We start from the raw sequence: 24,853 nt of genomic DNA, 5'->3' as shown, positions 1-24,853 counted from the left end.
CTGCTGTGTACACCGGAAACCCGAACCCCCCCCCCCCCACCCCCCCCCTCCCTCCCCCCCCCCCCCCCCCCCCCCCCCCACCACCCCCCCCCCCCCCCTGTACGGGTTCAGAGGGTCAGGTCAGGGGAGTGCGTGGACGTGGGCCCCCACCGGGTTCGACCACGCGTTGCCCGATGTCGCGTCCCAGTTCGTGGACCAGGTCATCGCGCCCCGGAGGGTGGGGTAGGTCTTGGACGGCTTGAAGGTGCCGCAGTTGGTGGCCGTCGTCAGGCAGTCCAGGGCGTTGTTGACCACCGTGGGGGAGACGTAGCCGCTGCCCGCCGCGCGGGTGGAGGCCGGGAGGCCGAGGCCTACCTGGGACGGGGAGAGGCCGCCCTCCAGCTGGATGCAGGCGAGGGCCGTCAGGAAGTCGACCGTGCCCTGGCTGTAGACCTTGCCGTCGCAGCCCAGCATGGAACCGCTGTTGTAGTACTGCATGTTGACGACCGTGAGGATGTCCTTGATGTTCAGGGCCGTCTGGAAGTAGGTGTTCGACGTGGACTGCATGTCGATCGTCTGCGGGGCCATGGTGATGATCAGGGACGAGCCGGCCTTCGACGACAGGGCGCGCAGGGCCTGGGTCATGTAGGTCGCGTTCAGGCCGTTCTCCAGGTCGATGTCGACGCCGTCGAAGCCGTACGTCTGCATCAGCGAGTAGACGGAGTTCGCGAAGTTGGTGGCCGAGGCGGCGTCGTTGACCGACACCGAGCCCTTCTCGCCGCCGACCGAGATGATGACCTTCTTGCCGGCCGCCTGCTTGGCCTTGATGTCCGCCTTGAACTGGTCGACGGTGTAGCCGCCGAGGCCGGCGGAGTCCAGGGTGAAGGACACGGCTCCCGGGGTCGACGTCGCGTCGGCGAAGGCCACCGCGATGATGTCGTAGGAGGACGGGACGTCCGAGAGCTTCTGGACCGTGGCGCCGTTGTTGAAGTTCTGCCAGTAGCCGGTCACCGCGTGCTTGGGGAGGGAGCCGCCGCCTCCGCCGCCCGTGCCGGAGGTCGTCGTGCCGGTCACCGTCGCCGACTTGGCCGACTCGCCCGCCGCGTTGGTCGCCGTGACCTGGAAGGAGTACGACGTCGACGCCGCGAGGCCGGTCACCGTCGCCGACGTGCCGGTCACGGCCGTGACCTTGGTGCCGTTCCGGTAGACGTTGTAGCCCGTCGCGCCCGACACCGCCGACCAGGACAGGGAGACCGAGGAGGACGTCGTACCGGTCACGGAGAGGCCGGCCGGGGCCGCCGGGACCGTCGGGGCGGGGTCGGTGCCTCCGCCGCCGTCGGGGCCGTAGACCGAGACGTCGTCGGCGTAGTAGGCCGCCTGGCCGTACCAGCCGTGGGTGTAGACCGTGACCGAGGTCGTGGACGCGCCCGTCGTGAACGTCGTCGTGAGCTGCTTCCAGGACGTGGAGTCGGGGGTCCACGTCGAGACGTCCGTCGTGCCGGTGCCCGTCACGCCCAGGTAGGAGTAGCCGCCCTGGACCCACGCGCTCAGCGTGTACGTCGAGTTGGGCTTGACCGCGACCGCCTGGGTGCACCGGGCGTTGTCCTGGCCGACCGGGGTGGCCTTCAGGGCCGCGGTGCCCCCGTGCACCGGTGACGTGACCGTCGTGCCGCTGCCGGCCGTACACGTCCAGTTGGTCAGGCCCGACTCGAAGCCCGCGTTCTTCACGTTGTTGACGTCCGCGGCGGACGCGGGGGCGGCCGCGGCGAGGCCCGCGACCGAGAGGGCCAGGGCGGTGGCGGCGGACCACATCGCGAGCCGCCGTCCGCGGGGTCTGGGTATGCCTGGTGCGCGGTCCACTGGAGCCTCCGTGGGGGAGTGGGCGGGGAGGGGAGGAGGGGGGCGGTGGCCACCGCTTGCGCCTAAGTTGGTCCAGACCAATCCGGGTGTCAAGAGGTCCAGACCAAAACCGTCTCCGATCGGTGGCTCAACCTGTCCAGGTTTGGCGGGACTTGCTCCGGGAGAGTTCCACACCGGCTTCACAAACGCTGTTCTCCGGTCATACGCCCGTGGATACAGTGCTCAGGTAGTCACGCAATGAAGTCGTCCTGGCGCATTGGAGTTACACCGGTGGGCCGGCGGGTGTGAAGAGCGGGGAGCTGCGCGTGCCAACTGCCATTGCCGTGACCAGTGCCGACATGGCGCTGCCGGCGCAGGACGAACGGACCATGCCCGCCGTCGTGCTGACCGGCCTCGACCACAAGCCGCTGGACCAGGCCCTCACCGAACTCCATTCCCTCACCGAGCAGTACGGCTATGTGGTCGTCGTCTGCTCACAGGCCACCCCGGAGCCGGTCGTACGGCGGCTGTACACCCTGCGCTCGCTGCTGGAGAGCGACCGCATCGCCCTGTTCCGGCCGGAGTTACCGCCGCTCGGCATCGCCGTCCTGGCCCGGCAGCTGCGCCAGCTCGCCTCCTGCGACCTGAGCCCGGGCGTGCTCGCCTCCGCCGGACGGCTGCTCACCCACTACATCCACGCCGGCGCCGTCCTCGGCTCCGTCGCCAAGCTGGACCGGGTCCCGGTCGGGCTCAAGGCGCACGCCAGGTCCTGGGTGCCGGGCAGCCAGTTCGCCGTCCTCGCCCATCCCGAGCCCCAGCTCGTCAAGGTCGCCCCCGAAGCCACGCTCAAGGGGCCCGAGTTCAGCACCTGGCTGCTGGTCGCGAAGGGGCAGTTGCAGAGCGACTGGGCCGCCGGGCTGGGCACGCGGTGGGGGGTGCACGGGCTGCGCGAGACCCCGCTGCCCGCCGAGTCCCCGGTGTGGTGGGGGACCGGCCGCATGGTCGAGTTCTGCGGCTACCTCGCCGACCTGTCCGTCCTCTACCAACTGGTCACCTCCGTACGGCAGACCAGCTGTCACTGGTGCGGCCTCGACGTCATCGGCGACCGCTGCGTCTTCTGCTCCGCCACCCCGCCCGCCCAGGAACCACCCCGCGCCCTGGAACAGCGAACGTCCGCCTGACCTGCGCGAACCTGACCCGTCCCGCTCGGCCGATTCCCCCAATGAGGTTGCACGGTTCATGAACTCCCGTCAGCGCCGCGGCGTGATACTCCTGATCCTGTCGGTCCTGTGCGCGCTGGGCGCGTTCGCCGGCGTGCTCTCCGTCATCCACGACGCGAACTCCAAGGTCGGTCCCGAGGTCGCCGCCTACCGGGTCAGGTCCGAGGTGAAGCCGTACACCGCCCTGGACACGGGCCAGTTCGAGAAGATCGAGATGCCGAAGCGGTGGCTGTCCGGCAACGCCGTCACCGACCTCAGGCAGATCCGCGGCAAGATCGCCGTGACCACCCTGCACGCCGGCTCCCTGCTCCAGACCGACATGATCGTGGACCGGCCCGCCCTCCAGCCCGGCCAGCAGGAGGTCGCCATCATGATCGACGCGGCGACCGGCGTGGCCGGGAAGATCACCCCGGGGTCGCGGGTCAACGTCTATGCCACCTTCGAGGGAAAGAAGGAGGGCGACCCGGACCAGTCGAAGATCATCGTGACCAACGCCCGCGTCATCGACGTCGGCCGGATCACCGCCCTCGAACCCGACCGCGACAAGAACCAGCAGGCCACCGAAGCCGTCCCCATCACCTTCGCGCTGTCCACCATCGACGCCCAGCGCGTCACCTACGCCGAGTCCTTCGCCCAGCGCGTCCGGCTCGCGCTCGTGGCCCCCGGCAGCGAGACCAGCGTCCCCGACAAGGACCGCACCTACGAACTCTCGACGGACAAGTGAGAGGCGGCCATGCCCACCAGGATTCTCCCGGCCGGCGCGGACCCGGACGCCGTCCGCTCCCTCACCACCCTGCTCAGCCAGCTCCCCGACGCCGAGCCACAGCCCCCGGTGACCGACTCCACCCAGGTGGTCGACACCCTCGCCCGGCTCGCCGCCGAGTCCGTCGACGAACTGCCCGAGGTCGTGGTCGTCCACGAGCGGATCGGGCCCGTCCCGGCCCTCGAACTGATCCGCGAGGTCGCCCTGCGCTTCCCGGCCGTCGGCGTCATCCTCGTCACCACCGACGCGAGCCCCGGCCTGTTCGCCGCCGCCATGGACTCCGGCGCCCGCGGCCTGGTCGCGCTCCCGCTGTCGTACGAGGAACTCGCCAACCGCGTGCAGGCCGTCGCCCAGTGGTCGACGGGGGTACGACGGCACCTCGGGCACGGCGCCGAGATGCTCGCCGGGGCCGGCGGCACCGTCGTCACGGTCAGCGGCGCCAAGGGAGGCGTGGGCGCGACACTGACCGCCATCCAGCTGGCCCTCGCCGCCCAGGCCTCCGGCCGCGCCACCGCCCTCGTCGACCTCGACCTCCAGACCGGCGACATCGCCTCCTACCTGGACATCCAGTTCCGTCGGTCGGTGGCCGACCTGGCCGCCATCACCGACATCTCGCCCCGCGTCCTCGCCGACGCCGTCTTCCGCCACGACACCGGCCTCGCCCTGCTCCTCGCGCCCGGCGAGGGCGAACGCGGCGAGGAGGTCACCGACCGCGCCACCCGCCAGCTCGTCAGCGCCCTGCGCTCCCGCTACGAGGTCGTCGTCATCGACTGCGGCGCCCAGCTCAGCGGCGCCGGCGCGGCGGCCGTCGAGATGGCCGACACCGCGCTGCTGGTCACCACCCCGGACGTCATCGCCGTACGCGCCGCGAAACGGACCGTACGGATGTGGGACCGGCTCCAGATCCGCAAGGCCGAGGAGACGACCGTGGTCGTCAACCGGCACACACGCAGTACGGAGATCCAGCCCGCGCTCGTGCAGCGCATCACGGGGACGGCGCTGGCACGTACGGCCGTACCCGCCAACTTCAAGGAGCTGCAAGGGGTCGTGGACGCCGGGCGGGTCCATGAACTCGACGCCAGGAGCACGGTGAGGCAGGCGCTGTGGGGGCTCGCGGGGGAGCTGGGTCTGGTGAAGGCGGCGGAGGGAGCCTCCCATCGCGGGGGCGGGCGCGGTTCCGTGAGCCTGCGGCGGCGGAAGGAGTGAGCCCCTGATGAGAAGGCCGGACGGGGACCGGGGGCAGGTGAGCATCGAGTTCCTGGGCATGACCCCGCTGATCGTTATGACGCTGGTGCTCATGTGGCAGGCCGTGCTCGTGGGATACACCTTCACGCTCGCCGGGAATGCTGCGGACGAGGCGGCGCGGGCGGGTACGGCCGCGCCACGGGGAGGCGCGCGTGAGGCCGCGTGCGCGGAGGCGGGGCTCAAGCACCTGTCGGGAGCGTGGAAGGGGGACGCGTCGGTGCAGTGCAGTCCGTCCGGCTATGTCACGGCCGATGTCTCCCTCAAGGTCCCGGTCCTCTTCCCGGGCGTGATCTCCTTCCCCGTCACCGTGCACGGCCACGCCGGAGCCGTCGAGGAGGTGAAGCGCTGAGATGCCGTACCGCCCGAGACGCGACCGGGGCCAAGTGGCCATCGAATACCTCGGCTTCGTGCCCGTCCTGCTGATCGTCGGCCTGGCCGGCTTCCAGATCGGCGCCGTCGCCTACGCCGCCGAGCAGGCCGGTACGGCGGCCAGGGCGGGGGCGCGGGCGGCCTCGCTGGACCAGTCGTACACGCAGGCCTGCGCCGACGCGGTGAGCGGCGGACTCCAGGTGTCCTGCTCGTCCGCCCCAGGGGATGACTCGGTCACCGTCACCGCGACCGTCCACATCCCCACCATCGTCTGGGACCTCGGCAACGCCACCAAGTCCGCCACCATGCCGCTCGACCACTGACCGAGGAGAAGCGATCCCATGAGTCTGCGGGCACGCATCAGCACCCCGGAGGAGCACGGCAGCCGGGGCGAGGACGGGCATCTGGTCGCCTCCTACCGGGCCAAGCTGCTGGAGGAGATCGACCTCGCGGAGATGAGTTCGCTGGCCGCCGCCGAACGCCGGGCGCGGCTGGAGCGGGTGCTCGGGCACATCATCAGCCGCGAGGGCCCGGTGCTGTCGACGGTCGAGCGGTCGCAGCTGATCCGCCGGGTCGTGGACGAGGCGCTGGGCCTCGGCATCCTGGAGCCGCTGCTGGAGGACGCGTCGATCACGGAGATCATGGTCAACGGCCCCGACGCGATCTTCGTCGAGCGCGGCGGCCGGGTGGAACAACTCCCCCTCCGCTTCGTCTCCGCCGACCAGCTGATGCAGACCATCGAGCGGATCGTGTCGACGGTCAACCGCCGCGTGGACGAGTCGAACCCGATGGTGGACGCGCGTCTGCCGTCCGGCGAGCGGGTCAACGTCATCATCCCGCCGCTGTCCCTGACCGGCCCGATCCTCACCATCCGCCGCTTCCCGCGCTCCTTCACCCTCCAGGAGCTGATCGGCTTCGGCTCGCTGGACGAGCACATGGTGTATCTGCTGGCTGGCCTGGTGCAGGCGAAGTTCAACATCATCGTCTCCGGCGCGACCGGCACCGGGAAGACCACCCTGCTGAACGCCCTGTCCGGGCTGATCCCGTCGCACGAGCGCATCATCACCATCGAGGACTCCGCCGAACTCCAGCTCCAGCAGACCCATGTGGTCCGCCTGGAGTCGCGCCCGCCGAACGTGGAGGGCAAGGGCCAGGTCACCATCCGCGACCTGGTCCGCAACTCCCTCCGGATGCGACCCGACCGGATCGTGGTCGGTGAGGTCCGCGGCGGCGAGTCACTCGACATGCTCCAGGCGATGTCCACGGGTCACGACGGCTCGCTGGCGACCGTGCACGCGAACAGCGCCGAGGACGCGCTGACGCGGTTGCAGACCCTGGCCTCCATGTCCGACGTCGAGGTGCCCTTCGTCGCCCTGCACGACCAGATCAACAGCGCGGTCGACGTCATCGTCCAGCTCACCCGGTTCGCCGACGGCGCCCGCCGGATCACCGAGATCGCGCTGCTCGACAGCCACGGCGGGGAGCCGTACCGGCTGGCGACCGTGGCGCGCTTCGACGCACAGCCCATGACCCCGGACGGCCGCGTGTACGGCGCCTTCCGGTACTTCCCGCTGCCCCGCCGTACCGCCGACCGCCTCTACATGGCGAGCCAGCCCATCCCGCAGGCCTTCGGCGTCGCCCGCTCCGCCGACCAGCTCGCCACCCGAGAAGCCAGGTAGGACCCAGGACCATGGAACTCCACACCCTCGTCCAGCTCACCACCGGCGTGACGCTGCTGACCTGCGTCCTGGCGGTGGCCGGCGTCCACGCCTACGCCTCCGGCCGGGCCCGGCGCGCCGCCCTCGTGGACCGCCTCGCGCACACCGGCCCGCCGTCCGCGACCGGCCGCAGACGCCACTTCCGCGACCTGGACCGGCGGCTGCGCCGTACCCGCCTCGGCCGCCGGCTGGAGCTGCGCCTGGCGGCGACCGGCCTGGACGTCACGCCGGGGGAGTTCTTCGCCGCCATGCTCGCGACGGTGGCCGCGCTCTGGCTGGTCGGCCAGGCCACCCTGGCCCCGTTCTTCGGCCCGCTCGCGGGCCTGCTGGGCATCTGGGGGGCGGTCCAGTTCCTCAACTGGCAGCGGCAGAAGCGCATCGAACGCTTCATCAACCAACTCCCGGAACTGGCCCGCATCCTGGCCAACGCCACCCAGGCCGGCCTCGCCCTGCGCACCGCGATCGGCATGGCGGCGGAGGAGCTGGAGGCCCCGGCCGGCGAGGAACTGGCCAAGGTGGCGGACCAGTTGGCCATCGGCCACTCCCTGGATGACGCCCTCGGCGAGCTGGCCGACCGTCTCCCCTCCCGCGAACTGGTCGTCCTGGTCACCACGCTGGTGCTGTCGAACCGGGCGGGCGGCCAGGTCGTCTCCGCGCTGCGTAACCTGACCGAGACCCTGGAGGAGCGCAAGGAGACCCGGCGCGAGATCCGCACCCAGCTCTCCCAGGTGACCATGACGTCGTACGCCGTGCCCGTCCTCGGGATCGGCGCGTTGTTCCTGATGAACGGCGTCAAGGACGGCGCGCTGGACCGCATGACCGGCTCCCCGGTCGGCCAGGCGTGCGTGATCATCGCGTTCGCCATGTACGCCGTCGGCTTCGTCCTCATCCGCCGGATGAGCCGGATCGACGTCTGAGGGAGGTGACCCGATGGCATACCTGCTCGCCCTGCTGATGGGCCTCGGCGTCTGGGGCGTCTTCGCCGGCATCCGCATGTACCGCGCGGACGCCAGGCTCCCCGGCGACCTCGCCGTCGCCCTGGAGGTCGGCGCCACCCGCACCGGCGCCGTCGGCTCGGTCATCGACCGCATGGGCATGCGCTACGCCCCGGCCGTGCTGCGCCTGATGGGCCCGCGCCTGGTGGCCAGGTACCGCCGGAAGATCGACCTCGCGGGCAACCCCGGCGGCCTGACCATCGACCGCTACGCGGCCCGCCGCGCGGTCTACGGCGCGCTGGGCGGCGTGGGTTTCCTCGTCTTCCTTCTGCGCGGCCAGTGGTTCGTGGCCGTCCTGCTGCTCCTGTTCGGCGCGTTCTGGACGGAGGTCGGCCTCTGGTCGGCGATCCGGGTCCGCAAGGACGTCATCGAACGCACCCTGCCGGACTTCCTGGACGTCCTGGCGGTGGTCGTCAGCGCGGGGCTCGGCTTCCGGCAGGCCCTGGACCGGGTCGCCTCCCGCTACGAGGGCCCGTGGGCCGACGAACTGCGCATCACCCTGCGCCAGATGGACCTCGGCATGAGCCGCCGCGAGGCCTTCGCGGAGCTGCGCCGGCGCAACGACTCCGAGCAGGTGGCCATGTTCGTGACGGCGTTGCAGCAGGGGGAGGAGCTGGGCGCGCCCATCGTGGACACGCTGGTCTCCCTGGCCAAGGACATGCGCCGCACCGACGCCCAGAACGCCCGCCGCAAGGCCGCGCGGGCGGTACCGAAGGCCACGCTGATGATCACCACGTTCATGGTCCCGGCGACGATGCTCCTGCTGGGCGCCGGCCTGCTCCTCGGCTCCGGCGTGGACTTCGGCTCGCTCACGGGGGAGTGAGGACGGGCGTGGCGGTGACGGGGTCGACGGGGCTGAGGGGGCTCGCGGGGCGGGGCATGCGGGTGGGGGGAGTGCGGGTCGGGGCGTGGGCGAGGGGGGCCGGGCGGAGGCGGAATCCCGGGGCGGGCGGCGTTGGGACGGAGGGCTCGCCGGACCGGTCGGCGGCGGCGACGACGGCTGCGGCGGCGGGGGCGCCGGACCCGGCGGCGGCGACAAGGGCGGCGGGGGCTGCTGCGGCGGGGGCGCCCCGGGAGGGTTCGCCGGTCCCGGCGGCGGCGACAAGGGCGGGCGCGACAACGGCTGAGGCGGTGGGGGCGCCCCAGGAGGGCTCGCCGGACCGGTCGGCGGCGGCGACGAGGGCTGCGGCGGCGGGTGCGGCGGCGGGGGCGCCGGACCCGGCGGCGGCGACAACGGCTGCGGGGGCTGCTGCGGCGGGGGCGCCCCGGGAGGCTTCGCCGGACCCGGCGGCGGCAAGGGCGGGCGCGACAACGGCTGAAGCGGTGGGGACGCCCCAGGAAGGCTCGCCGGACCCGGCGGTGGCGGCGACAAGGGCGGCGGCGGGGGCTGCTGCGGCGGGGGCTGTGACGCCGGGGGCTGCCGCGGCGGAGGCGCCCCCGGTCGTCGCCCCGGCCGAGCCCTCCGAGAAGCTCCAGGTCCGTGCCCTCCAGGCCATGTGCCGCCAGGTCTTCGGCTTCCGCCTGGCGATGATCGTCCTGTCGGCCCCCGCAGCCCTCCTCAACGCGGCCCCCGGCCTGGGCGCCCGCCTGGTCGGCGCGGCCGTGGTCGTCACCTTCATGGTGTCCTACGTCCTCTTCCGCGACTGGGAACGCTTCGGCCCCCTCCTCCTGCGCCATCCCAGCCTGCTGGCCGCCGACACCCTCTTCGGCTCCTTCCTCCTCATCTCGGCGGGCCCGGACACCACCCTCGCCTACGTCAGCGTCTGCACCCCGCTCCTGGCCGGCCTGGTCTACAGCTGGCGCGGCGCGGCCTGCTTCGCCTCGCTCCAGTCCCTGATCCTGCTGCTGGTCCACGCGACCCTGAAGGCCGACCGTCACGCGCCCGTCGCCGAGGCCCTCCTCCTGCCCGGCCTGTGCGTCATCGCCGGTGCCATGGGCTCCACCCTGCGCAACCTGATGCTCCGCTTCGGCGCGGCGACCCAGGCCCTGACGACGGTCCAGACCCGCCTCGCGGCGGCGGAGGCGGTGAGCGCGGAACGCGCCCGGCTGGCCCGCGAGATGCACGACTCCGTGGCCAAGACCCTGTACGGCGTGGCCATGGCGGCGGACGGCCTGGCGGCCACGGCGTCGGCCGAGACCCCCGACCCGGCCCGCATCAGGGAACAGGCGGAACTGGTGTCCCGCTCGGCGCGCAGGGCGGCGGCGGAGTCCCGGGAACTGCTGACGGACCTACGCCGGGAGCAGCCGGACGCGCCGGACCGGGTGCCGTTCTGGCAGGAACTGGCGCACCGGGCGGCGGACTTCACGAGACGCACGGGGTTGAGGGTGACGTGCGACTGGGGAGGGAAGGAGAGGGAGGACAAGGAGGGGGAGGACAAGGCGAGCGACGGGACCGGTCTGCCGCCGCTGCCGGCCCCCCTCTCCCGCCAGGTCCTCTCCATCGCCACGGAGGCACTGGAGAACGCCCACCGCCACGCGTCCGCGACCCGGGTGGACATGCGGGCGGCGGTCGACGGCCACCTGCTCCGCCTCACGATCCACGACGACGGCACGGGCCTCCCGCCCGGCACGACGCTCGAAGAACTACGCGGTTCCGGCCACTTCGGCCTGCTCGGCATGGTGGAACGGGCCGCACAGGCCGGCGCCCGGATCCGCATCGGAAGGGGCACCCACGAACGAGGCACGGAGGTCCGCCTGGAGGTCCCGTTGCTGACACCGCCGGCGTCCACCCCCGTGTCCCGGAATGCTTGAGAGGAGGCACATGCGTCCACGACACCAACCACAGCCGTTCCCGCCCCCGGCGCCGGTGTCCCCGCCGCTGCGGCTGCTGGTCGCCGACGACAACCCCGTGGTCCGCGCCGGTCTGACGGCCCTGCTCTCGGGTCACCCGGACACCACGGTGGTGGCGGAGGCGAGGGACGGGCGGGAGGCGTACGAGGCGGCGCTTCGGCACCGGCCGGACGTCATCCTCCTCGACGTCCGCATGCCCGGAGTCGACGGAATCTCGGCGTTGCCCCACCTGGTGGGGCTGGCCCCCGTCATGATGCTCACCTACAGCCATGAGACGGAGACCGTGCGGGAGGCGCTGCGGCTGGGGGCGGGTGGATATCTGGTGCACGGCGAGTTCACGACGGAGCAGTTGGTGACGGCGGTGCGGGATGTACGGGAGGGGCGCCCGCATGTGACACCGGGGGCGGCGAGGGCGTTGCTGGCGGGGCTGAGAGGGGATGCACCTGCACACGAGAACCCGGAACACCCCGCTGTCACGGCAGACTTACCCCCCCGACCCCTTTCGCAAATGCAACCACCTATGGGACAGTCGTTCCGGTCACGGTTCCGGCTGAGCAGTAGGGAGGCGGAGATCATGGACCTCATCGCGTCCGGCATGACGAACCAGCAGATCGCCGCCGCCTGCTTCATCAGCGAGAAGACGGTCAAGAACCACATCAACCGCATCTTCGCCAAGCTCCACAGCACGACCCGATCCCAGGCGACGGCGAAGTGGCTGGGGGTGGCTTGATATGACCCACCGGAAGAAAACCCCGAACCCCAAATGGGCCTGGCGTTGGGCCCTGGGGCCCTCTGACGGTCGCTGCTCCGAGCTTTACGTTTCCGGAATCCGAAGCGAAGCCGGAGGGGAGCGTCATGAGCGACTGGATGCTGAAGTTGATGGTGGCGATGCAGCGCCGCACCGACGACAAGGGGCAGACCGCCGTCGAGTACCTCGGGATCATCGCGGTGGTGGTGGCGATCGTGCTGGCGGTTACGGGCACCAGCATCGGTCAGTCGATCTTGCAGAAGATTCTTGCGAAGATCAACGAAATCACTTGATGCCTCTTCTGAGGCATCAGGACGACGGGCAGGCCTTTCCCATCTACATCACGGTGGTGGCGGGCCTGCTCTTTCTTGCGTTCGCCTACCTTGCGGTCGGCCAAGCCGCAGTGAACAGAAGTGGCGCACAGACAGCGGCTGACGCAGCGGCCCTGGCGGCGGCTCAGGACGTACGCGACCAGCTAGCGGGTCAGTGGGTGAAGGATCTGACGGATCCCACCAAATGGCAGGACATCTTCCACGGGGATGCGGACATAGCCGACCCGTGCGGGCGTGCCGGACAACTCGCCGCGCAGAACGACGCGCATCTCGACCACTGTTATCCGCTCCCGCCTCTCAAGTACAAGGCGGAAGTCACGACCAACAAATCTGTTGGCGATTCCGTAGTGCCCACGACAGAAAACATCAAGTCGACGGCTTCTGCCACTGCCGAGATCCAGCCGCTCTGTACGTTCCAGCTCCCGGGCGACGACGCGGAAGACGACACGCTGCCTGAACTCACGTGTGACGGCAAGGTCTGGGAGCTGGAACCCGAGGACCAAGCAGGGCTGCCCAAGCCCGAGGATCTCTTCGATGTCCACCTGGCCGACTGACATGCGAACGACGAGGGAAGAAGGAAGCGGAGCGATGAGCATTCGGTGCACTGCGAAGGCCCGCAAGGGCGTGATCGCGCTGACCCTCGTGGTGGGCTTCGCCGTCAGTGTGGCCGGCTGCGGTGGTGGCGGGGACGATGCCAAGGAGCCTCACGCGTCGGCATCCGTCTCCAAGGGCGGGGGATCGGATCCGAGTACGCAAGAAGGGGAATCCACGGCGCCTTTGGCCGAACTCAAGGGCACTGAGGGACTGCTTCTCCAAGTCACCTCGGTCCAGCGTGACTCGGGCGGCTTCGTCACGGTGAGCGGCAATCTGAAGAACGACGGGGGGAAGTCGGTCGTCGTGCCGCCGCAGATGAGTGGTGACGAAACAGAGATCGTCAAGCACGGTCTCTCCCTGGGTGGTGCCACTCTCGTCGACGCCGAGGGGAAAAAGCGCTACTACGTACTGCGTGACACAGAAGGCCGCCCCCTCACCACGACAGGCCTCGGCACACTCCAGGGGGGACAGTCCCTGCCGGTCTTCATGCAATTCCCCTCCCCACCCGCGAACACCACCGAGGTGACTCTCCAACTGCCCACCTTCGCCAGTGCCCCCATCAAGATCTCCGGGTGAGGCTCAAGTGATCACCACACCCCGGATTGCCCTCACAGCCGCTGTTCTGCTGATCCTCGTGCATCTGCCCGCCGCCACAGCACTCGCGGACGACACCGGCCCCAGTGAACCCCCCGGCACCGAACCCTCCGCCGCCGCCCCGGTGAAGGTTGACCCCACGGATCCGGATCTGAAGCTTCCGGAGGGGGCCACGCTTGCCGAGGCCAAGGTGTTGGACATCAAGTCGGTCGTGGAGGACCAGAGCGGGGACGAACGGCGCGAGGACACCAACGCGGACGTGACCTTCGCCCTACAGGCCGAGGTGCTGTTCGACAAGGACAGCGCCAAGCTCGGCGCGGAGGCCAAGGCCCGCATCGCCGGCATCGCCGAGGAGATCAGGAAGCAGAACGCGACCCAGATCCGCGTCTTCGGCTTCACCGACAACCTCGGCTCCTCCGCCCACGGTGACACCCTCTCCAAACAGCGCGCCAACGCCGTACAGGCCGTACTGGACCAGGACCTGAACGCCCCGGCCATCACCTTCGACGTCCGCGGCTACGGAGAGCAGTACCCGATCGCCGACAACTCCACCGAGGCCGGCCGGAAGAAGAACCGCCGGGTCGAGGTGTCCTTTCCCCGTACCCAACAGTGAGGCACCACCACCCCGGCTAGTTCCCCCGGTCCATTTCCGTCCCCGTCCCCGTCCCCGTGCCCGTGCCCGTCCCCGCCCCCGCGTCCGTGTCCGAATCCACCTCCATGTCCACCTCCACATCCACCTCCGCCTCGACCTCCACACGTGCTCCCGGCCGCACCCCCCAGCCCGCCATCACCCCCGCCTCCGCCTCCAGTACGTGCCGTGCCCGCAGGCGTGGCAGGCCCAGGCGGCCGGGGCGCATCGTGCGGACGGCGATGACGGTCAGGCGGTGGTCCAGGTAGGCGACGTCGATCGGGATCCGCATCCCGAACGTGTGCACCCCGCCGGCCGGTGACAGCAGCAGCGCCCCGTCGACCGCGTCCCGGCCCAGGAGGCCCTTGGTCCGTGCCCGGTAGGAGGTCGCGATCTCCAGGGGGACGGAGGCGGCGGACCGTTCCCCGCCGGAGGCGGAGGCAGAGCCCGCCCGCACGATCAGCCGTCCCCGCCCGTCCCGCCAGCGCCGCCTCATGCCCCGACCTCCCCACCCCACGGTCACCCGTGTCGTCAACTCGCCCGGAAGAACAAAGCGTTGTTCTTTTCCGTCCTCCCCACTAGGAAGGGCGCTATGACAGGACTCGGTGTCGTATTCCGCCCCCAGCTTCCTCCCGAGCGGCTGCGGGCCGTCGCCCGCCTCGCGGATGACGTGGGGCTCGAAGAACTGTGGCTGTGGGAGGACTGCTTCCTGGAGGGCGGGGTGTCCACGGCCGCCGCCGCGCTCGCGTGGACCGAGCGGGTGCGGGTCGGGATCGGCCTGCTGCCCGTGCCGCTCAGGAACGTGGCCGTCACCGCCATGGAGGCCGCCTCGCTGGAGCGCATGTTCCCCGGCCGGGCCATCCTGACCGTGGGGCACGGGGTGCAGGACTGGATGGGCCAGGTCGGCGCCCGGCCCGCCTCCCCGCTCGGCCTCCTCGGCGAGCATCTCGACGCCCTGCGTGCCCTGCTGCGCGGCGAGCGGCTCAGCGTGCGAGGACGGTACGTCCAGTTGGACGGCGTCGCCCTCGACTGGCCCCCGACGCGCCCGGTCGACGTCCTCGCGGGCGGCACCGGACCCCGTACGCTCCGGCTCTCCGGCGAGAAGGCCGACGGCACCCTGCTCACCGCCGCCACGTCGGCGGACGGCGTGCGGCGGGCCCGCAAGCTCGTGGAGGAGGGGCGGCAGGCGGCCGGACGCGGCGGTGCGCACCGGATCGTCGTCTATCTACTGGCCGCCACGGGTGCCGGCGCGGAGGCCCGGCTGCGCGCCGAACTCGCCGCCGAGGGGCTGGAGCCGACGGCGGGCGTGGGCGTCGCCGGGGACGCGGGGGCGGTGGCCGAGGCGGTACGGCGGCTGGCCGAGGCCGGTGCGGACACCGTGGTCCTCCAGCCGACGGCGGACGAGCCCGACCCGGAGGGCTTCGTGCGGTTCGCCGCGGAGGAGGTCCGGCCGCTGGTGCCCTGAGCGGACCGCGCGGGGCGGGGAGCCGGCGCAGGTCAGGGGCATTGTCAGTGGCGGGTGTCACACTCCCCTGCATGACCGACGAACGCGACGCCGGCATGACCGGTGAACGCAAGACCGACATGGCCGGTGAACTCGAGACCGGCATGGCCGGTGAACGCAAGGCCGACGTGACCGGTGAACTCGAGACCGGCATGGCCGGTGAACGCGAGACCGACATGGCCGGTGAACGCAAGGCCGGCATGGCCGGTGAGCGCGGGATCGCTACGCCCGGCCCGGCCCGCGCCGTGCGGCTGCGGGCCGTCACGGATCAGGATCTGGAGGCCCTCTTCGTCTACGAGCACGACCCCGAAGCCGTCCGGCGGTCGAGGTTCACCCCCCGGCCGCGGGACGCCTTCTTCCGGCACTGGCGGGAGCGGGTGCTCGGCGACCCCGACTGCCTGGTGCGGACGGTCACCGTCGGCGGTGAGGTTGCCGGGAGCGTCGTGTCCTGGACGCAGGACGGGCGGCGGTTCGTCGGCTACTGGCTCGGGCGGCCGTACTGGGCCCGCGGCATCGGCACCCGGGCGCTCGGACAGTTCCTGGAGCTGGAGCCGGTGCGTCCGCTGTACGCGGACCCCTTCGCCGGCAACACCGCCTCCGTGCGGCTGCTGGAGAGACACGGCTTCGAGCGGGCCGGCACGGTCCGCCACGGGACGGACGAGCACGTCCTGCTGGTACTCGCGGCGCCGTCCGGGGAGAACTGAGAGCACCTCGGCGCCCGGGAGCGGAAAAACAGGGGAACCGCCGGGGCCCCGCTGGGATCATTGCCGTATGACTGCCCAGCGTTCCTTCGAAGACCTCGTGGCCGAGGGTGCCGCCGTACCGACCGCGGGGTGGGACTTCTCCTGGTTCGAGGGGCGGGCCACCGAGGAGCGGCCGTCGTGGGGGTATGCCCGGTCGGCGGGGGAGCGGCTGGCCCGGGCGGAGGCCGCGCTGGACATCCAGACGGGCGGCGGGGAGGTGCTGGACTTCGCGCTGAGCCGGGCGGAGCCCGCCCGGCCGGTGCTGGTCGCGGCCACCGAGGGGTGGCCGCCGAACGTGGCGAAGGCCACCGCCCTGCTGCGGCCCCGGGGTGTCGTGGTGGTCGCCGCCCCGGACGACGCGCCGCTGCCGTTCGCGGACGAGGCGTTCGACCTGGTGCTCAGCCGGCACCCGGTGCGGCCGTACTGGGAGGAGATCGCCCGGGTGCTGCGGCCCGGCGGCACCTACTTCGCCCAGCACGTGGGGCCGGGCAGCGCCTTCGAGCTGGTCGAGTACTTCCTCGGGCCGCAGCCGGAGGAGGTGCGCGGTGGCCGCGACCCCGAGCGGGAGCGGGCCGACGCCGAGGCGGCGGGCCTGGAGGTGGCCGGGCTGCGGGCGGAGCGGCTGCGGATGGAGTTCCATGACATCGCCGCCGTCGTCCACTTCCTGCGGAAGGTGGTGTGGATGGTCCCGGGCTTCACGGTCGAGGCGTACGAGGCGCGGCTCCGCGCGCTGCACGAGCGGATCGAGAAGGAGGGCCCGTTCGTCGCGCACAGCGCCCGGCATCTCTTCGACGTACGGAAGCCCGATCGCTGACCGGAGGTCGACCAGAGGTCGCCCGGAGTTCGGCCAGAGTTTGCCCATGGTTTCCACATTGTTATCGAGAGCGGTTCGCATCCGTCTCTTCGGCCACGTAAGTTCAGACCAAGGTTATTCGCGTGAGCAAAGCTGCGCGGGCGGTACCGCGCAGTGGAGGGGGCTGCGCGGTGCCGTGGAGCCGCGCGACCTTCGCCCGGTGCCGTAGCGGAACCGTCAAGTCCGCCGTTCGCTGACGGCGTCGCCCGTCGGAGGGACCCGGGGCAACTCGCCGATGAGCCCCCAAGATGGCCTAATCCTTACGAATCCGTTCGTATGCGACCGGATTTCCCTGGGATTCCGCCGTGAACCGGCCATGAAGTGCCATGAATACCGCATTCCGCAGCCACCGGGGCGTTGCCGGACGATTCCGGAGAGTAGTTGTGGCACGCCGATGCACCCACCATCCCTTACGAAGGGTTATGGTGGAAACCCCCCCTCGGGCCGGTCCGTCTCCCCCCCACGGACCGGCCCGTTTTTCGTCCCCGACACGGGAACCCGATGCGGGAACCGGTCCCGGAAATCCGGGCACCCGATCCGGGAACCTCTCGGCACCGGTCCGCCGTCCCCACTGACGGGGCGGGCCATGACCAACCCCCGAGCAGCGGTAGGCTCAACGGCTCCGGCACCCCATCCCCCGCGCCCAACCCCCGGAGGGTCACGTGAACCTGCGCGACAAGCTGCGCGGCCTGCTCGTCAGGCTCTACGCACGCCGGGTGGAAGGCCACCTGGACCACGCTCAGGTGCCCAAGCACATCGGCGTCATCATGGACGGCAACCGCCGCTGGGCGAAGGCGTCCGGCTCCAGCACCGTCCACGGGCACCGGGCCGGTGCCGAGAAGATCGAGGAGTTCCTCGGCTGGTGCACCGAGACCGACGTCGAGGTCGTCACCCTGTGGCTGCTGTCCACCGACAACTTCGACCGGCCGCAGGAGGAACTCGTCCCCCTGCTCGGCATCATCGAGGACGTCGTGCGCACCCTCGCCGCCGACGGCCGCTGGCGGGTGCACCACGTCGGCACGATGGACCTGCTGCCCGCGCAGATGCAGACGGCCCTGAAGGAGGCCGAGGAGACCACCGCCCACATCGACGGCATACTCGTCAACGTGGCCATCGGCTACGGCGGCCGGCAGGAGATCGCCGACGCCGTGCGCTCCATGCTGCTCGACGCGCACGACAAGGGCGTGTCGATGGAGGACCTCGCCGAGTCCGTCGACATCGACATGATCGGCCGTCACCTGTACACCGGCGCCCAGCCCGACCCCGACCTGGTGATCCGCACCAGCGGTGAACAGCGGTTGTCCGGATTCATGCTCTGGCAGACCGCTCACTCGGAGTACTACTTCTGCGAGGTCTTCTGGCCGGCCTTCCGGAAGGTCGACTTCCTGCGCGCCCTGCGCGACTACGCCGCACGTCACCGCCGGTACGGCGGCTGACCCGCCCGCCCCGCCCCGTCGCCGCCCGGTGACGGGGCGTTGTCGTTTACCCCGATTGGCGGGGACGTAACAAGGAGTTCACCAGCGCGCCGGTGGCCGCATTTGCATGGCCGCGCGTGTTCGAGGGCATAAGGCAAGCAGGTCGACGCCCGAACCACGGGCGTCGGATCTCAGCGGGCGGCACGGGGTCGTCCGCCCGGGAGGCCCTTTGCACCAGCCCGACCGTGCGGTCACCGCACGGAAACAGCCGCGGAGGGCCGGTTCATGGCCCGCCGTGCGCGGGGGCCAGACACCGGTCCAGCATCACTTCGTCGCTCCCCGACCTCATCCGAGGGGGTACGTCCTTCCGTGGTGACCAGCACAAAGCGCCACAAGCCCGACCGGCGCACGTATGTTCTCGACACCAGCGTCCTGCTGGCCGACCCGAACGCCCTGGCCCGCTTCGACGAGCACGAGGTCGTGCTCCCCGTCGTGGTGGTCACGGAGCTGGAGGCCAAGCGGCACCATCCCGAACTCGGCTACTTCGCCCGCCAGGCGCTGCGCCTGCTGGACGACTACCGGGTGAAGCACGGTCGCCTCGACGCCCCCATCCCGATCGGGGAACTGGGCGGGACGATCCGGGTCGAGCTCAACCACTCGGACCCCAGCGTGCTGCCCACCGGCTACCGCCTGGGAGACAACGACTCGCGCATCCTCGCGGTGGCCCGCAATCTCCAGGCCGAGGGGTTCGACGTCACCGTCGTGTCGAAGGACCTGCCGCTCAGGATCAAGGCGTCCTCGGTCGGCCTCCTCGCCGAGGAGTACCGGGCCGAACTGGCCATCACGGAGAACTCCGGCTGGACCGGGATGACCGAACTCACCCTGCCGGGTGAGCAGGTCGACATCCTCTTCGAGGAAGGGCACGTGTACGTCCAGGAGGCGGCCGACCTCCCCGTGCACACCGGCCTGACCATCCAGTCCGAGCGCGGCAAGGCGCTCGGCCGGGTCACCCCCGAGGGCAACGTCCGGCTGGTGCGCGGCGACCGGGAGGCGTTCGGCATCAAGGGCCGCAGCGCCGAGCAGCGCATCGCGCTCGACCTGCTGCTCGACCCGGACATCGGCATCGTCTCGATGGGCGGCCGGGCCGGCACCGGCAAGTCGGCGCTGGCGCTGTGCGCGGGCCTGGAGGCGGTCCTGGAGCGCCGCCAGCACCAGAAGGTGATGGTCTTCCGCCCGCTGTACGCGGTCGGCGGGCAGGAGCTGGGCTATCTGCCGGGCACCGAGGCGGAGAAGATGAGCCCGTGGGCGCAGGCCGTCTTCGACACTCTTTCGGCGGTCACCAGCCGGGAGGTCATCGAGGAGGTCACCGCGCGCGGGATGCTGGAGGTGCTCCCGCTCACCCACATCCGCGGGCGCTCGCTGCACGACGCGTTCGTGATCGTGGACGAGGCGCAGTCCCTGGAGAAGAACGTACTGCTGACCGTTCTGTCCCGGATCGGCGCCAATTCACGGGTTATTCTCACGCACGACGTGGCACAGCGGGACAATCTGCGCGTAGGCCGCTACGACGGCGTGGTCGCCGTGGTGGAGAAGCTGAAGGGGCACCCGCTCTTCGCGCACGTCACGCTGACGCGTTCCGAGAGGTCCCAGATTGCGGCGCTTGTGACCGAAATGCTGGAGGACGGACACATCTGACGCGTCTGACGCGTCTGACGCACCACTGACGGCTGTTGGCGCCGTCCGGCAAAGGCCACGAGCCTAGCCGGGCGGCGCCTTCGCGCGTGGAGCTTTCCTGAAATCCCTAGGGCCAAACGGGATGTGAGCTTTCACACGCAACACAGAATTGCCACGCGGCGTCCGGTTACGGCAGAGTCTCGTTCCTGTCAGGCCCCGCATACGACACAGTTGTACCCCCAGCGGTACGGCGCCACCTGAGCATCACCAACTCCATAGAGTTCGTCGTATGCCGCCCGAGCACCAAGCGGCGCTCCCTTCGGGGGAGTTGCCCACCGGGCCCGCGCCTCCCGTGACCCCGCAGTTGGGAGGCCAGTGTCAGGGGCACGATTGCGTCCGCCAGGGTCACCGAAGCGGGCGATGCTGGAAGGAAACCGTGTGAGCCGGATTTCGGTCCGGGGATTCGCAGTGGCCTCGGCCACCGCGGTCACCGCTGTCGGAAGCGTCGTCGGCGTTGCCTCGGGCAGCACCGCGCAGACCAACGACGCCGAGGCGACGGCAGCCGACACCACGCTCCTCGCCGACATACCCGCCGGTCAGCAGGCGCAGGTGCAGACCGCGTCCCTGACACAGCAGGCCGACGCGCAGGCCATCGCCGCGGACACGAGCGCCAAGAAGGACGCCGAGGAAGCGGCCCGCAAGGCCGCCGCCGAGACCGCGATCGCCAAGAAGGAACTCGCCGAGAAGGCGGCCAAGGAGGCGGCCAAGGAGGCGAAGGAGCGCGCCGAGGCCAAGACCGCGGCCAGCCGCGGGACCGACGTCCGCGACTCCTCCAGCTTCCCGGTCCAGGGCAGTTACAGCGTGGCGCAGATCCAGGCGATGGCGCGTCAGATGGTGGCCGGCGACCAGTTCGGGTGCTTCAGCAACATCGTGGACCACGAGTCCAGCTGGAACTACCGCGCGGTGAACGCCTCCTCCGGTGCCTACGGCCTCTTCCAGGCCCTGCCCGGCTCCAAGATGGCCTCGGCCGGCGCCGACTGGCAGACCAACCCGGCCACCCAGATCAAGTGGGGCCTCAACTACATGAACAGCCGGTACGGCAGCCCGTGCCAGGCCTGGTCGTTCTGGCAGGCCAACCACTGGTATTAGGCGCTCTGCCGGCACCGCGCCCTTCGCCGGTGCCCTCTCAACCTCGCGCAGCCCCTCCCCGTCCTTAGGGGAGGGGCTTTCGCCCTGTACGGTCGTATCCGAACGACTCCAGGGGGGAGTGGTGGCGAGCACCCGGGGACGCGGGGGAAGAGGACGGATCATGTCGCGAGTGCCAGGGTGGCTCGGCCGGCTGGGGGCCGGACTCACCGAGATGAGCGAGCGCCTGGACGAGCGCCGCGCCGAGGTGGAGAAGGAGCACGGCGAGGCCGCCGAGTCCGTCGAGCCCGCCGCCCCCGCCGATGCGCGGCCGGCCGACGCGCCTGCCGCCACGGCTCCGCCCGCCCGCAGGACCGCACCGCCGTCCGGCCCCCGCCCCGACCCGGCCGAGGCCGTCCCCTGGGGCGTCCGGGTGGCCGCCGAGGCCGGTTGGCGGCTGCTGGTACTGGCGGGCACGGTGTGGGTGTTGATGCGGGTCATCAGCGCCGTCCAGCTGGTGGTGTTCGCCTTCGTCATCGCCCTGCTGGTCACCGCGCTGCTCCAGCCGACGGTCGCCCGGCTCACCCGGCGCGGGGTGCCGCGCGGCCCGGCCACCGCGCTCACCGCCATCAGTGGCTTCGTCGTCATCGGCCTGATGGGCTGGTTCGTGACCTGGCAGGTCATGGAGAACATCGACACGCTCTCCAACCAGATCCAGAGCGGCATCGACGACCTGCGCAACTGGCTGCTGAAGAGCCCGTTCCATGTCACCGACAAGCAGATCAACCAGATCGCCAAGAACCTCCGCGAGGCGATCGGCGCCAACGCCGACCAGATAACGTCCGCCGGTCTGGAGGGCGTCCAGGTCATCGTGGAGGCCCTCACCGGCATCCTGCTGGTGTTCTTCTCGACCCTGTTCCTGCTCTACGACGGCAAGCGGATCTGGGAGTGGTTCCTGAAGCTGGTGCCCGCCGCCGCCCGCCCGGGCGTGGCCGGTGCCGGTCCGCGCGCCTGGCGCACCCTGACCGCCTATGTGCGCGGCACGGTCCTGGTCGCCCTCATCGACGCCATCTTCATCGGCATCGGCATCTACTTCCTGGACGTGCCGATGGCCGTCCCGCTGGCCGTCTTCATCTTCCTGTTCTCGTTCATCCCGCTGGTCGGCGCGGTCGCCTCGGGCGCGCTCGCGGTGATCGTGGCGCTGGTCACCCAGGGCGTCTTCACCGCCGTCATGACCCTCGTCGTCGTTCTCGCGGTGCAGCAGATCGAGGGGCACGTCCTACAGCCGTTCATCCTCGGGCGCGCGGTCCGGGTCCATCCGCTGGCTGTCGTCCTGACCGTCGCCGCCGGCGGCATGGTGGCCGGCATCGGCGGCGCGGTGGTGGCCGTACCGCTGGTGGCGGTGACGAACACGGTGGTGGGGTACCTGCGGCAGTATTCGCAGGAGGTTCAGCAGCACGCCGCTGCCGAGCCCGCGGACGAGGTCGTGGCCCAGAACGCGGAAGACCCCGCCCACCAAGGGTGAGCGGGGTCCCCGACGTACGGCTTATTCAGCCAGCACGGCTTCGGCGTCCAGCGTGACACCGACCGCCTGCACCACGGAGGCGATCTTGAACGCCTCCTGGACGGTCTCGCGCTCCACGCCGGCCTTGCGCAGCACCTGCTCGTGCGAGTCCAGGCACATGCCGCAGCCGTTGATCGCGGAGACCGCGAACGACCACAGCTCGAAGTCGACCTTCTCCACGCCCGGGTTGCCGATGACGTTCATCCGCAGGCCCGCGCGCAGGGTGCCGTACTCGTGGTCGGACAGCAGGTGCCGGGTGCGGTAGAAGACGTTGTTCATCGCCATGACGGCGGCGGCCGACTTGGCGGCCTGGTACGCCTCCGGCGAGAGGTTCGCCTTCGCCTCCGGCTCCAGCTCACGCAGCACGATCGGGGAACGGGAGGCGATGGCGGTCGCCAGCACCGTGCCCCACAGCTGCTGCGCCGGCAGCTCCGAGTTGCCGACGACCGAGCCCAGGTTGAGCTTCAGGTCCTTGGCGTAGTCCGGGATACGGGACTTGAGGGAGTCGAGCGACACGGGTCACTCACCAGCCAGCAGCGCGACCGGGTCAAGGGTCTGCTCGCCCTTGGTCCAGTTGCAGGGGCACAGCTCGTCGGTCTGGAGGGCGTCCAGGACCCGCAGGACCTCCTTGGGGTTACGGCCCACGGAACCGGCGGTGACCATCGTGAACTGGATCTCGTGGTTCGGGTCCACGACGAAGACCGCGCGCTGGGCGTAGCCGTCCTCGCCCTCGATGCCGAGGTCGCGCATCAGCTCGTGCTTGGGGTCCGCCATCATCGGGAACGGCAGGTCGGTCAGGTCCGGGTGGTCCTTGCGCCAGGCGTGGTGGACGAACTCGGAGTCACCGGAGAAGCCGAGGATCTGGGCGTCGCGGTCGGCGAACTCGTCGTTCAGCTTCCCGAACGCGGCGATCTCGGTCGGGCACACGAACGTGAAGTCCTTGGGCCAGGCGAAGACCACGAGCCACTTGCCCTCGTAGGACTTGTGGTTGATCTGCTCGAACTCCTTGCCCTTCTCCAGCGAGACGCAGGCGGTCAGATCGAACTCGGGGAACTTGTCACCGACAGTGAGCACACGCTCTCCTTGCAGCGAAGAAACTTCCCTTTCGGGGTGTTTCCCATGGGTTGGACGTGATCGATGTTGGCACAGGGTGCATTGATTAGTGAAATAGCTACACTCGGTCATGTTGATCGGAGGTAGTTATCAGTGACCGTGAGCAACGGCAAACGCAGGCAGCCGAGCCTGGCGCAGCTGCGGGCGTTCGCCGCCGTGGCCGAGCATCTGCACTTCCGGGACGCGGCGGCGGCCATCGGGATGAGCCAGCCCGCCCTGTCGGGTGCGGTCTCGGCCCTGGAGGAGACCCTCGGAGTGACCCTCCTCGAGCGTACGACCCGCAAGGTGCTGCTCTCGCCCGCGGGGGAGCGGCTGGCCGTGCGGGCCAAGGCGGTGCTGGACGCGGTCGGCGCGCTGCTGGAGGAGGCCGAGGCGGTCCGGGCGCCCTTCACGGGCGTGCTGCGCCTCGGTGTGATCCCCACGGTCGCGCCGTATCTGCTGCCGACCGTGCTGCGGCTCGTCCACGACCGCTACCCGCACCTCGACCTCCAGGTGCACGAGGAGCAGACCGCCAACCTGGTCGAGGGACTGAACTCCGGGCGGCTCGACCTGCTGTTGCTGGCCGTGCCGCTCGGTGTCCCCGGGGTCGTCGAACTTCCGCTCTTCGACGAGGACTTCGTGCTCGTCACCCCGCTCGACCACTGGCTCGGCGGCCGGGAGGGCATCCCGCGCGAGGCGCTGAAGGAGCTGAACCTGCTCCTCCTGGACGAGGGGCACTGCCTGCGCGACCAGGCGCTGGACATCTGCCGGGAGGCCGGCCGAAAGGACGCGCCGGTCACCACGACGGCCGCCGGCCTGTCCACGCTGGTCCAGCTGGTGGCCGGCGGCCTCGGCTGCACGCTGCTCCCGCGCACCGCGCTGAAGCTGGAGACCACTCGCAGCAGCCAGCTGCTGACCGGGTACTTCGCCGAGCCGGCCCCGAGCCGCCGGGTCGCGTTCGCGATGCGTGCGGGGGCGGCTCGCGCCGCGGAGTACGAGGAGTTGGCGGGCGCCTTGCGGGAGGCGTTGCGGGCATTGCCGGTGCGGGTTCTCGACTGAGAGCTCGGCC

26 protein-coding genes and 1 pseudogene are annotated in these 24,853 nt (G+C 70.7%); 22 read left to right on the top strand and 5 right to left on the bottom strand.

The features are described 5' to 3' along the window. Window positions 1-120 precede the first annotated feature (120 nt). The gene (locus ACZ4WH_RS18670; RefSeq protein ID WP_468181680.1) at window positions 121-1,791 is read right to left on the bottom strand and encodes a chitinase; all 1,671 of its coding nucleotides are present in this window, start codon (window positions 1,789-1,791) and stop codon (window positions 121-123) included. 371 nt (window positions 1,792-2,162) lie between these two features. Here ACZ4WH_RS18670 and ACZ4WH_RS18665 point away from each other — a divergent pair, with 371 nt between their 5' ends. Genes ACZ4WH_RS18665 through ACZ4WH_RS18630 form a run of 8 tightly spaced genes read left to right on the top strand, consistent with a single transcriptional unit; the run spans window position 2,163 to window position 8,951 of the window. Further along, window positions 2,163-2,999 (top strand): hypothetical protein, encoded by an 837-nt coding sequence (locus ACZ4WH_RS18665; RefSeq protein WP_468181678.1) that lies wholly within the window; start codon window positions 2,163-2,165, stop codon window positions 2,997-2,999. Window positions 3,000-3,057: 58 nt separating this feature from the next. Next, window positions 3,058-3,762, top strand: a complete 705-nt coding sequence (gene cpaB, locus ACZ4WH_RS18660; RefSeq protein ID WP_468181674.1) for a Flp pilus assembly protein CpaB — start codon at window positions 3,058-3,060, stop codon at window positions 3,760-3,762. Window positions 3,763-3,771: 9 nt separating this feature from the next. Continuing rightward, on the top strand, window positions 3,772-5,007 hold the full coding sequence (locus tag ACZ4WH_RS18655; protein ID WP_468181672.1) for an AAA family ATPase: 1,236 nt from the start codon (window positions 3,772-3,774) through the stop codon (window positions 5,005-5,007). Window positions 5,008-5,014: 7 nt separating this feature from the next. Continuing rightward, window positions 5,015-5,395: a TadE family protein gene (locus ACZ4WH_RS18650; RefSeq protein ID WP_468181670.1), complete on the top strand. Its 381-nt coding sequence runs from the start codon at window positions 5,015-5,017 to the stop codon at window positions 5,393-5,395. 1 nt (window position 5,396) lies between these two features. Continuing rightward, on the top strand, window positions 5,397-5,738 hold the full coding sequence (locus tag ACZ4WH_RS18645; RefSeq protein WP_468181668.1) for a TadE/TadG family type IV pilus assembly protein: 342 nt from the start codon (window positions 5,397-5,399) through the stop codon (window positions 5,736-5,738). A gap of 18 nt (window positions 5,739-5,756) precedes the next feature. Beyond that, window positions 5,757-7,094: a CpaF family protein gene (locus ACZ4WH_RS18640; RefSeq protein WP_468181666.1), complete on the top strand. Its 1,338-nt coding sequence runs from the start codon at window positions 5,757-5,759 to the stop codon at window positions 7,092-7,094. A gap of 11 nt (window positions 7,095-7,105) precedes the next feature. Further along, entirely contained in the window at window positions 7,106-8,050 is a 945-nt protein-coding gene (locus ACZ4WH_RS18635; protein WP_468181664.1) for a type II secretion system F family protein, read from the top strand. Window positions 8,051-8,063: 13 nt separating this feature from the next. Next, entirely contained in the window at window positions 8,064-8,951 is an 888-nt protein-coding gene (locus ACZ4WH_RS18630; protein WP_366748775.1) for a DUF5936 domain-containing protein, read from the top strand. Here the strand turns inward: ACZ4WH_RS18630 and ACZ4WH_RS18625 are convergent. Next, the gene (locus ACZ4WH_RS18625) at window positions 8,938-9,624 is read right to left on the bottom strand and encodes a hypothetical protein (RefSeq protein ID WP_468181662.1); all 687 of its coding nucleotides are present in this window, start codon (window positions 9,622-9,624) and stop codon (window positions 8,938-8,940) included. The two genes, ACZ4WH_RS18630 and ACZ4WH_RS18625, sit on opposite strands and share 14 nt — an antisense overlap. Between ACZ4WH_RS18625 and ACZ4WH_RS18620 the strand changes: the two genes are divergently transcribed. From ACZ4WH_RS18620 to ACZ4WH_RS18595, 6 genes are all read left to right on the top strand, one after another. Beyond that, window positions 9,623-10,879, top strand: coding sequence for a sensor histidine kinase (locus ACZ4WH_RS18620; RefSeq protein WP_468181660.1), 1,257 nt, complete (start codon window positions 9,623-9,625; stop codon window positions 10,877-10,879). The two genes, ACZ4WH_RS18625 and ACZ4WH_RS18620, sit on opposite strands and share 2 nt — an antisense overlap. Window positions 10,880-10,889: 10 nt before the next feature. Continuing rightward, window positions 10,890-11,648, top strand: coding sequence for a response regulator (locus ACZ4WH_RS18615; protein ID WP_468181658.1), 759 nt, complete (start codon window positions 10,890-10,892; stop codon window positions 11,646-11,648). Between the two features lie 125 nt (window positions 11,649-11,773). After that, window positions 11,774-11,959 (top strand): hypothetical protein, encoded by a 186-nt coding sequence (locus ACZ4WH_RS18610; RefSeq protein ID WP_468181656.1) that lies wholly within the window; start codon window positions 11,774-11,776, stop codon window positions 11,957-11,959. Then, window positions 11,959-12,552, top strand: coding sequence for a pilus assembly protein TadG-related protein (locus tag ACZ4WH_RS18605; protein ID WP_468181654.1), 594 nt, complete (start codon window positions 11,959-11,961; stop codon window positions 12,550-12,552). Before ACZ4WH_RS18610 ends, ACZ4WH_RS18605 begins: the two co-directional genes overlap by 1 nt. A gap of 34 nt (window positions 12,553-12,586) precedes the next feature. After that, on the top strand, window positions 12,587-13,168 hold the full coding sequence (locus ACZ4WH_RS18600; protein ID WP_468181652.1) for a hypothetical protein: 582 nt from the start codon (window positions 12,587-12,589) through the stop codon (window positions 13,166-13,168). A gap of 7 nt (window positions 13,169-13,175) precedes the next feature. Then, window positions 13,176-13,799 (top strand): OmpA family protein, encoded by a 624-nt coding sequence (locus ACZ4WH_RS18595; protein ID WP_468181650.1) that lies wholly within the window; start codon window positions 13,176-13,178, stop codon window positions 13,797-13,799. A gap of 124 nt (window positions 13,800-13,923) precedes the next feature. On the opposite strand, the pseudogene ACZ4WH_RS18590 reads toward ACZ4WH_RS18595, so the two are convergent. Further along, window positions 13,924-14,310, bottom strand: a pseudogene (locus tag ACZ4WH_RS18590) (DUF192 domain-containing protein); the annotation flags it as partial. 96 nt (window positions 14,311-14,406) lie between these two features. On the opposite strand from ACZ4WH_RS18590, the gene ACZ4WH_RS18585 reads away from it, so the two are divergent. The 7 genes from ACZ4WH_RS18585 (at window position 14,407) to ACZ4WH_RS18555 (ending at window position 22,653) form a co-directional block, all read left to right on the top strand. Continuing rightward, window positions 14,407-15,279, top strand: coding sequence for an LLM class flavin-dependent oxidoreductase (locus ACZ4WH_RS18585; protein WP_468181648.1), 873 nt, complete (start codon window positions 14,407-14,409; stop codon window positions 15,277-15,279). 239 nt (window positions 15,280-15,518) lie between these two features. Then, on the top strand, window positions 15,519-16,022 hold the full coding sequence (locus tag ACZ4WH_RS18580; protein ID WP_468181676.1) for a GNAT family N-acetyltransferase: 504 nt from the start codon (window positions 15,519-15,521) through the stop codon (window positions 16,020-16,022). A 67-nt stretch (window positions 16,023-16,089) separates the two neighbouring features. Beyond that, window positions 16,090-16,875, top strand: coding sequence for a class I SAM-dependent methyltransferase (locus tag ACZ4WH_RS18575; RefSeq protein WP_468181646.1), 786 nt, complete (start codon window positions 16,090-16,092; stop codon window positions 16,873-16,875). 701 nt (window positions 16,876-17,576) lie between these two features. Continuing rightward, on the top strand, window positions 17,577-18,350 hold the full coding sequence (locus ACZ4WH_RS18570; protein ID WP_468181644.1) for an isoprenyl transferase: 774 nt from the start codon (window positions 17,577-17,579) through the stop codon (window positions 18,348-18,350). Window positions 18,351-18,698: 348 nt separating this feature from the next. Continuing rightward, window positions 18,699-20,024: a PhoH family protein gene (locus tag ACZ4WH_RS18565; protein WP_468181642.1), complete on the top strand. Its 1,326-nt coding sequence runs from the start codon at window positions 18,699-18,701 to the stop codon at window positions 20,022-20,024. A gap of 417 nt (window positions 20,025-20,441) precedes the next feature. Continuing rightward, window positions 20,442-21,152, top strand: a complete 711-nt coding sequence (locus ACZ4WH_RS18560; protein ID WP_468181640.1) for an aggregation-promoting factor C-terminal-like domain-containing protein — start codon at window positions 20,442-20,444, stop codon at window positions 21,150-21,152. 160 nt (window positions 21,153-21,312) lie between these two features. Next, the gene (locus ACZ4WH_RS18555) at window positions 21,313-22,653 is read left to right on the top strand and encodes an AI-2E family transporter (RefSeq protein ID WP_468181638.1); all 1,341 of its coding nucleotides are present in this window, start codon (window positions 21,313-21,315) and stop codon (window positions 22,651-22,653) included. A gap of 21 nt (window positions 22,654-22,674) precedes the next feature. Here ACZ4WH_RS18555 and ACZ4WH_RS18550 read toward each other — a convergent pair whose 3' ends face one another. Both ACZ4WH_RS18550 and ACZ4WH_RS18545 read right to left on the bottom strand, forming a co-directional pair. Further along, a complete protein-coding gene (locus ACZ4WH_RS18550) occupies window positions 22,675-23,208 on the bottom strand; it encodes an alkyl hydroperoxide reductase (protein WP_468181636.1) in 534 nt (177 codons plus the stop codon). 3 nt (window positions 23,209-23,211) lie between these two features. Beyond that, window positions 23,212-23,766 (bottom strand): peroxiredoxin, encoded by a 555-nt coding sequence (locus tag ACZ4WH_RS18545; RefSeq protein WP_171153230.1) that lies wholly within the window; start codon window positions 23,764-23,766, stop codon window positions 23,212-23,214. Between the two features lie 132 nt (window positions 23,767-23,898). On the opposite strand from ACZ4WH_RS18545, the gene ACZ4WH_RS18540 reads away from it, so the two are divergent. After that, complete coding sequence (locus tag ACZ4WH_RS18540; RefSeq protein WP_468181633.1) at window positions 23,899-24,843, top strand: LysR substrate-binding domain-containing protein; 945 nt, start codon at window positions 23,899-23,901, stop codon at window positions 24,841-24,843. Window positions 24,844-24,853: the final 10 nt, after the last annotated feature.

The sequence above is a fragment of the Streptomyces sp. NPDC029138 genome (assembly GCF_055564375.1).
Note: the sequence above shows the minus strand (reverse complement) of the source record. Positions and strands in the feature narration are given on the sequence as shown.

Excerpts from the sequence above, each read along its gene's own strand:
- ACZ4WH_RS18670 (WP_468181680.1), bottom strand. The coding sequence starts at position 1,791 with ATGTGGTCCGCCGCCACCGCCCTGGCCCTCTCGGTCGCGGGCCTCGCC.
- cpaB (WP_468181674.1), top strand. The coding sequence starts at position 3,058 with ATGAACTCCCGTCAGCGCCGCGGCGTGATACTCCTGATCCTGTCGGTC.
- ACZ4WH_RS18655 (WP_468181672.1), top strand. The coding sequence starts at position 3,772 with ATGCCCACCAGGATTCTCCCGGCCGGCGCGGACCCGGACGCCGTCCGC.
- ACZ4WH_RS18650 (WP_468181670.1), top strand. The coding sequence starts at position 5,015 with ATGAGAAGGCCGGACGGGGACCGGGGGCAGGTGAGCATCGAGTTCCTG.
- ACZ4WH_RS18645 (WP_468181668.1), top strand. The coding sequence starts at position 5,397 with ATGCCGTACCGCCCGAGACGCGACCGGGGCCAAGTGGCCATCGAATAC.
- ACZ4WH_RS18640 (WP_468181666.1), top strand. The coding sequence starts at position 5,757 with ATGAGTCTGCGGGCACGCATCAGCACCCCGGAGGAGCACGGCAGCCGG.
- ACZ4WH_RS18635 (WP_468181664.1), top strand. The coding sequence starts at position 7,106 with ATGGAACTCCACACCCTCGTCCAGCTCACCACCGGCGTGACGCTGCTG.
- ACZ4WH_RS18630 (WP_366748775.1), top strand. The coding sequence starts at position 8,064 with ATGGCATACCTGCTCGCCCTGCTGATGGGCCTCGGCGTCTGGGGCGTC.
- ACZ4WH_RS18620 (WP_468181660.1), top strand. The coding sequence starts at position 9,623 with ATGTGCCGCCAGGTCTTCGGCTTCCGCCTGGCGATGATCGTCCTGTCG.
- ACZ4WH_RS18625 (WP_468181662.1), bottom strand. The coding sequence starts at position 9,624 with ATGGCCTGGAGGGCACGGACCTGGAGCTTCTCGGAGGGCTCGGCCGGG.
- ACZ4WH_RS18615 (WP_468181658.1), top strand. The coding sequence starts at position 10,890 with ATGCGTCCACGACACCAACCACAGCCGTTCCCGCCCCCGGCGCCGGTG.
- ACZ4WH_RS18610 (WP_468181656.1), top strand. The coding sequence starts at position 11,774 with ATGAGCGACTGGATGCTGAAGTTGATGGTGGCGATGCAGCGCCGCACC.
- ACZ4WH_RS18605 (WP_468181654.1), top strand. The coding sequence starts at position 11,959 with ATGCCTCTTCTGAGGCATCAGGACGACGGGCAGGCCTTTCCCATCTAC.
- ACZ4WH_RS18600 (WP_468181652.1), top strand. The coding sequence starts at position 12,587 with ATGAGCATTCGGTGCACTGCGAAGGCCCGCAAGGGCGTGATCGCGCTG.
- ACZ4WH_RS18585 (WP_468181648.1), top strand. The coding sequence starts at position 14,407 with ATGACAGGACTCGGTGTCGTATTCCGCCCCCAGCTTCCTCCCGAGCGG.
- ACZ4WH_RS18580 (WP_468181676.1), top strand. The coding sequence starts at position 15,519 with ATGGCCGGTGAGCGCGGGATCGCTACGCCCGGCCCGGCCCGCGCCGTG.
- ACZ4WH_RS18575 (WP_468181646.1), top strand. The coding sequence starts at position 16,090 with ATGACTGCCCAGCGTTCCTTCGAAGACCTCGTGGCCGAGGGTGCCGCC.
- ACZ4WH_RS18555 (WP_468181638.1), top strand. The coding sequence starts at position 21,313 with ATGTCGCGAGTGCCAGGGTGGCTCGGCCGGCTGGGGGCCGGACTCACC.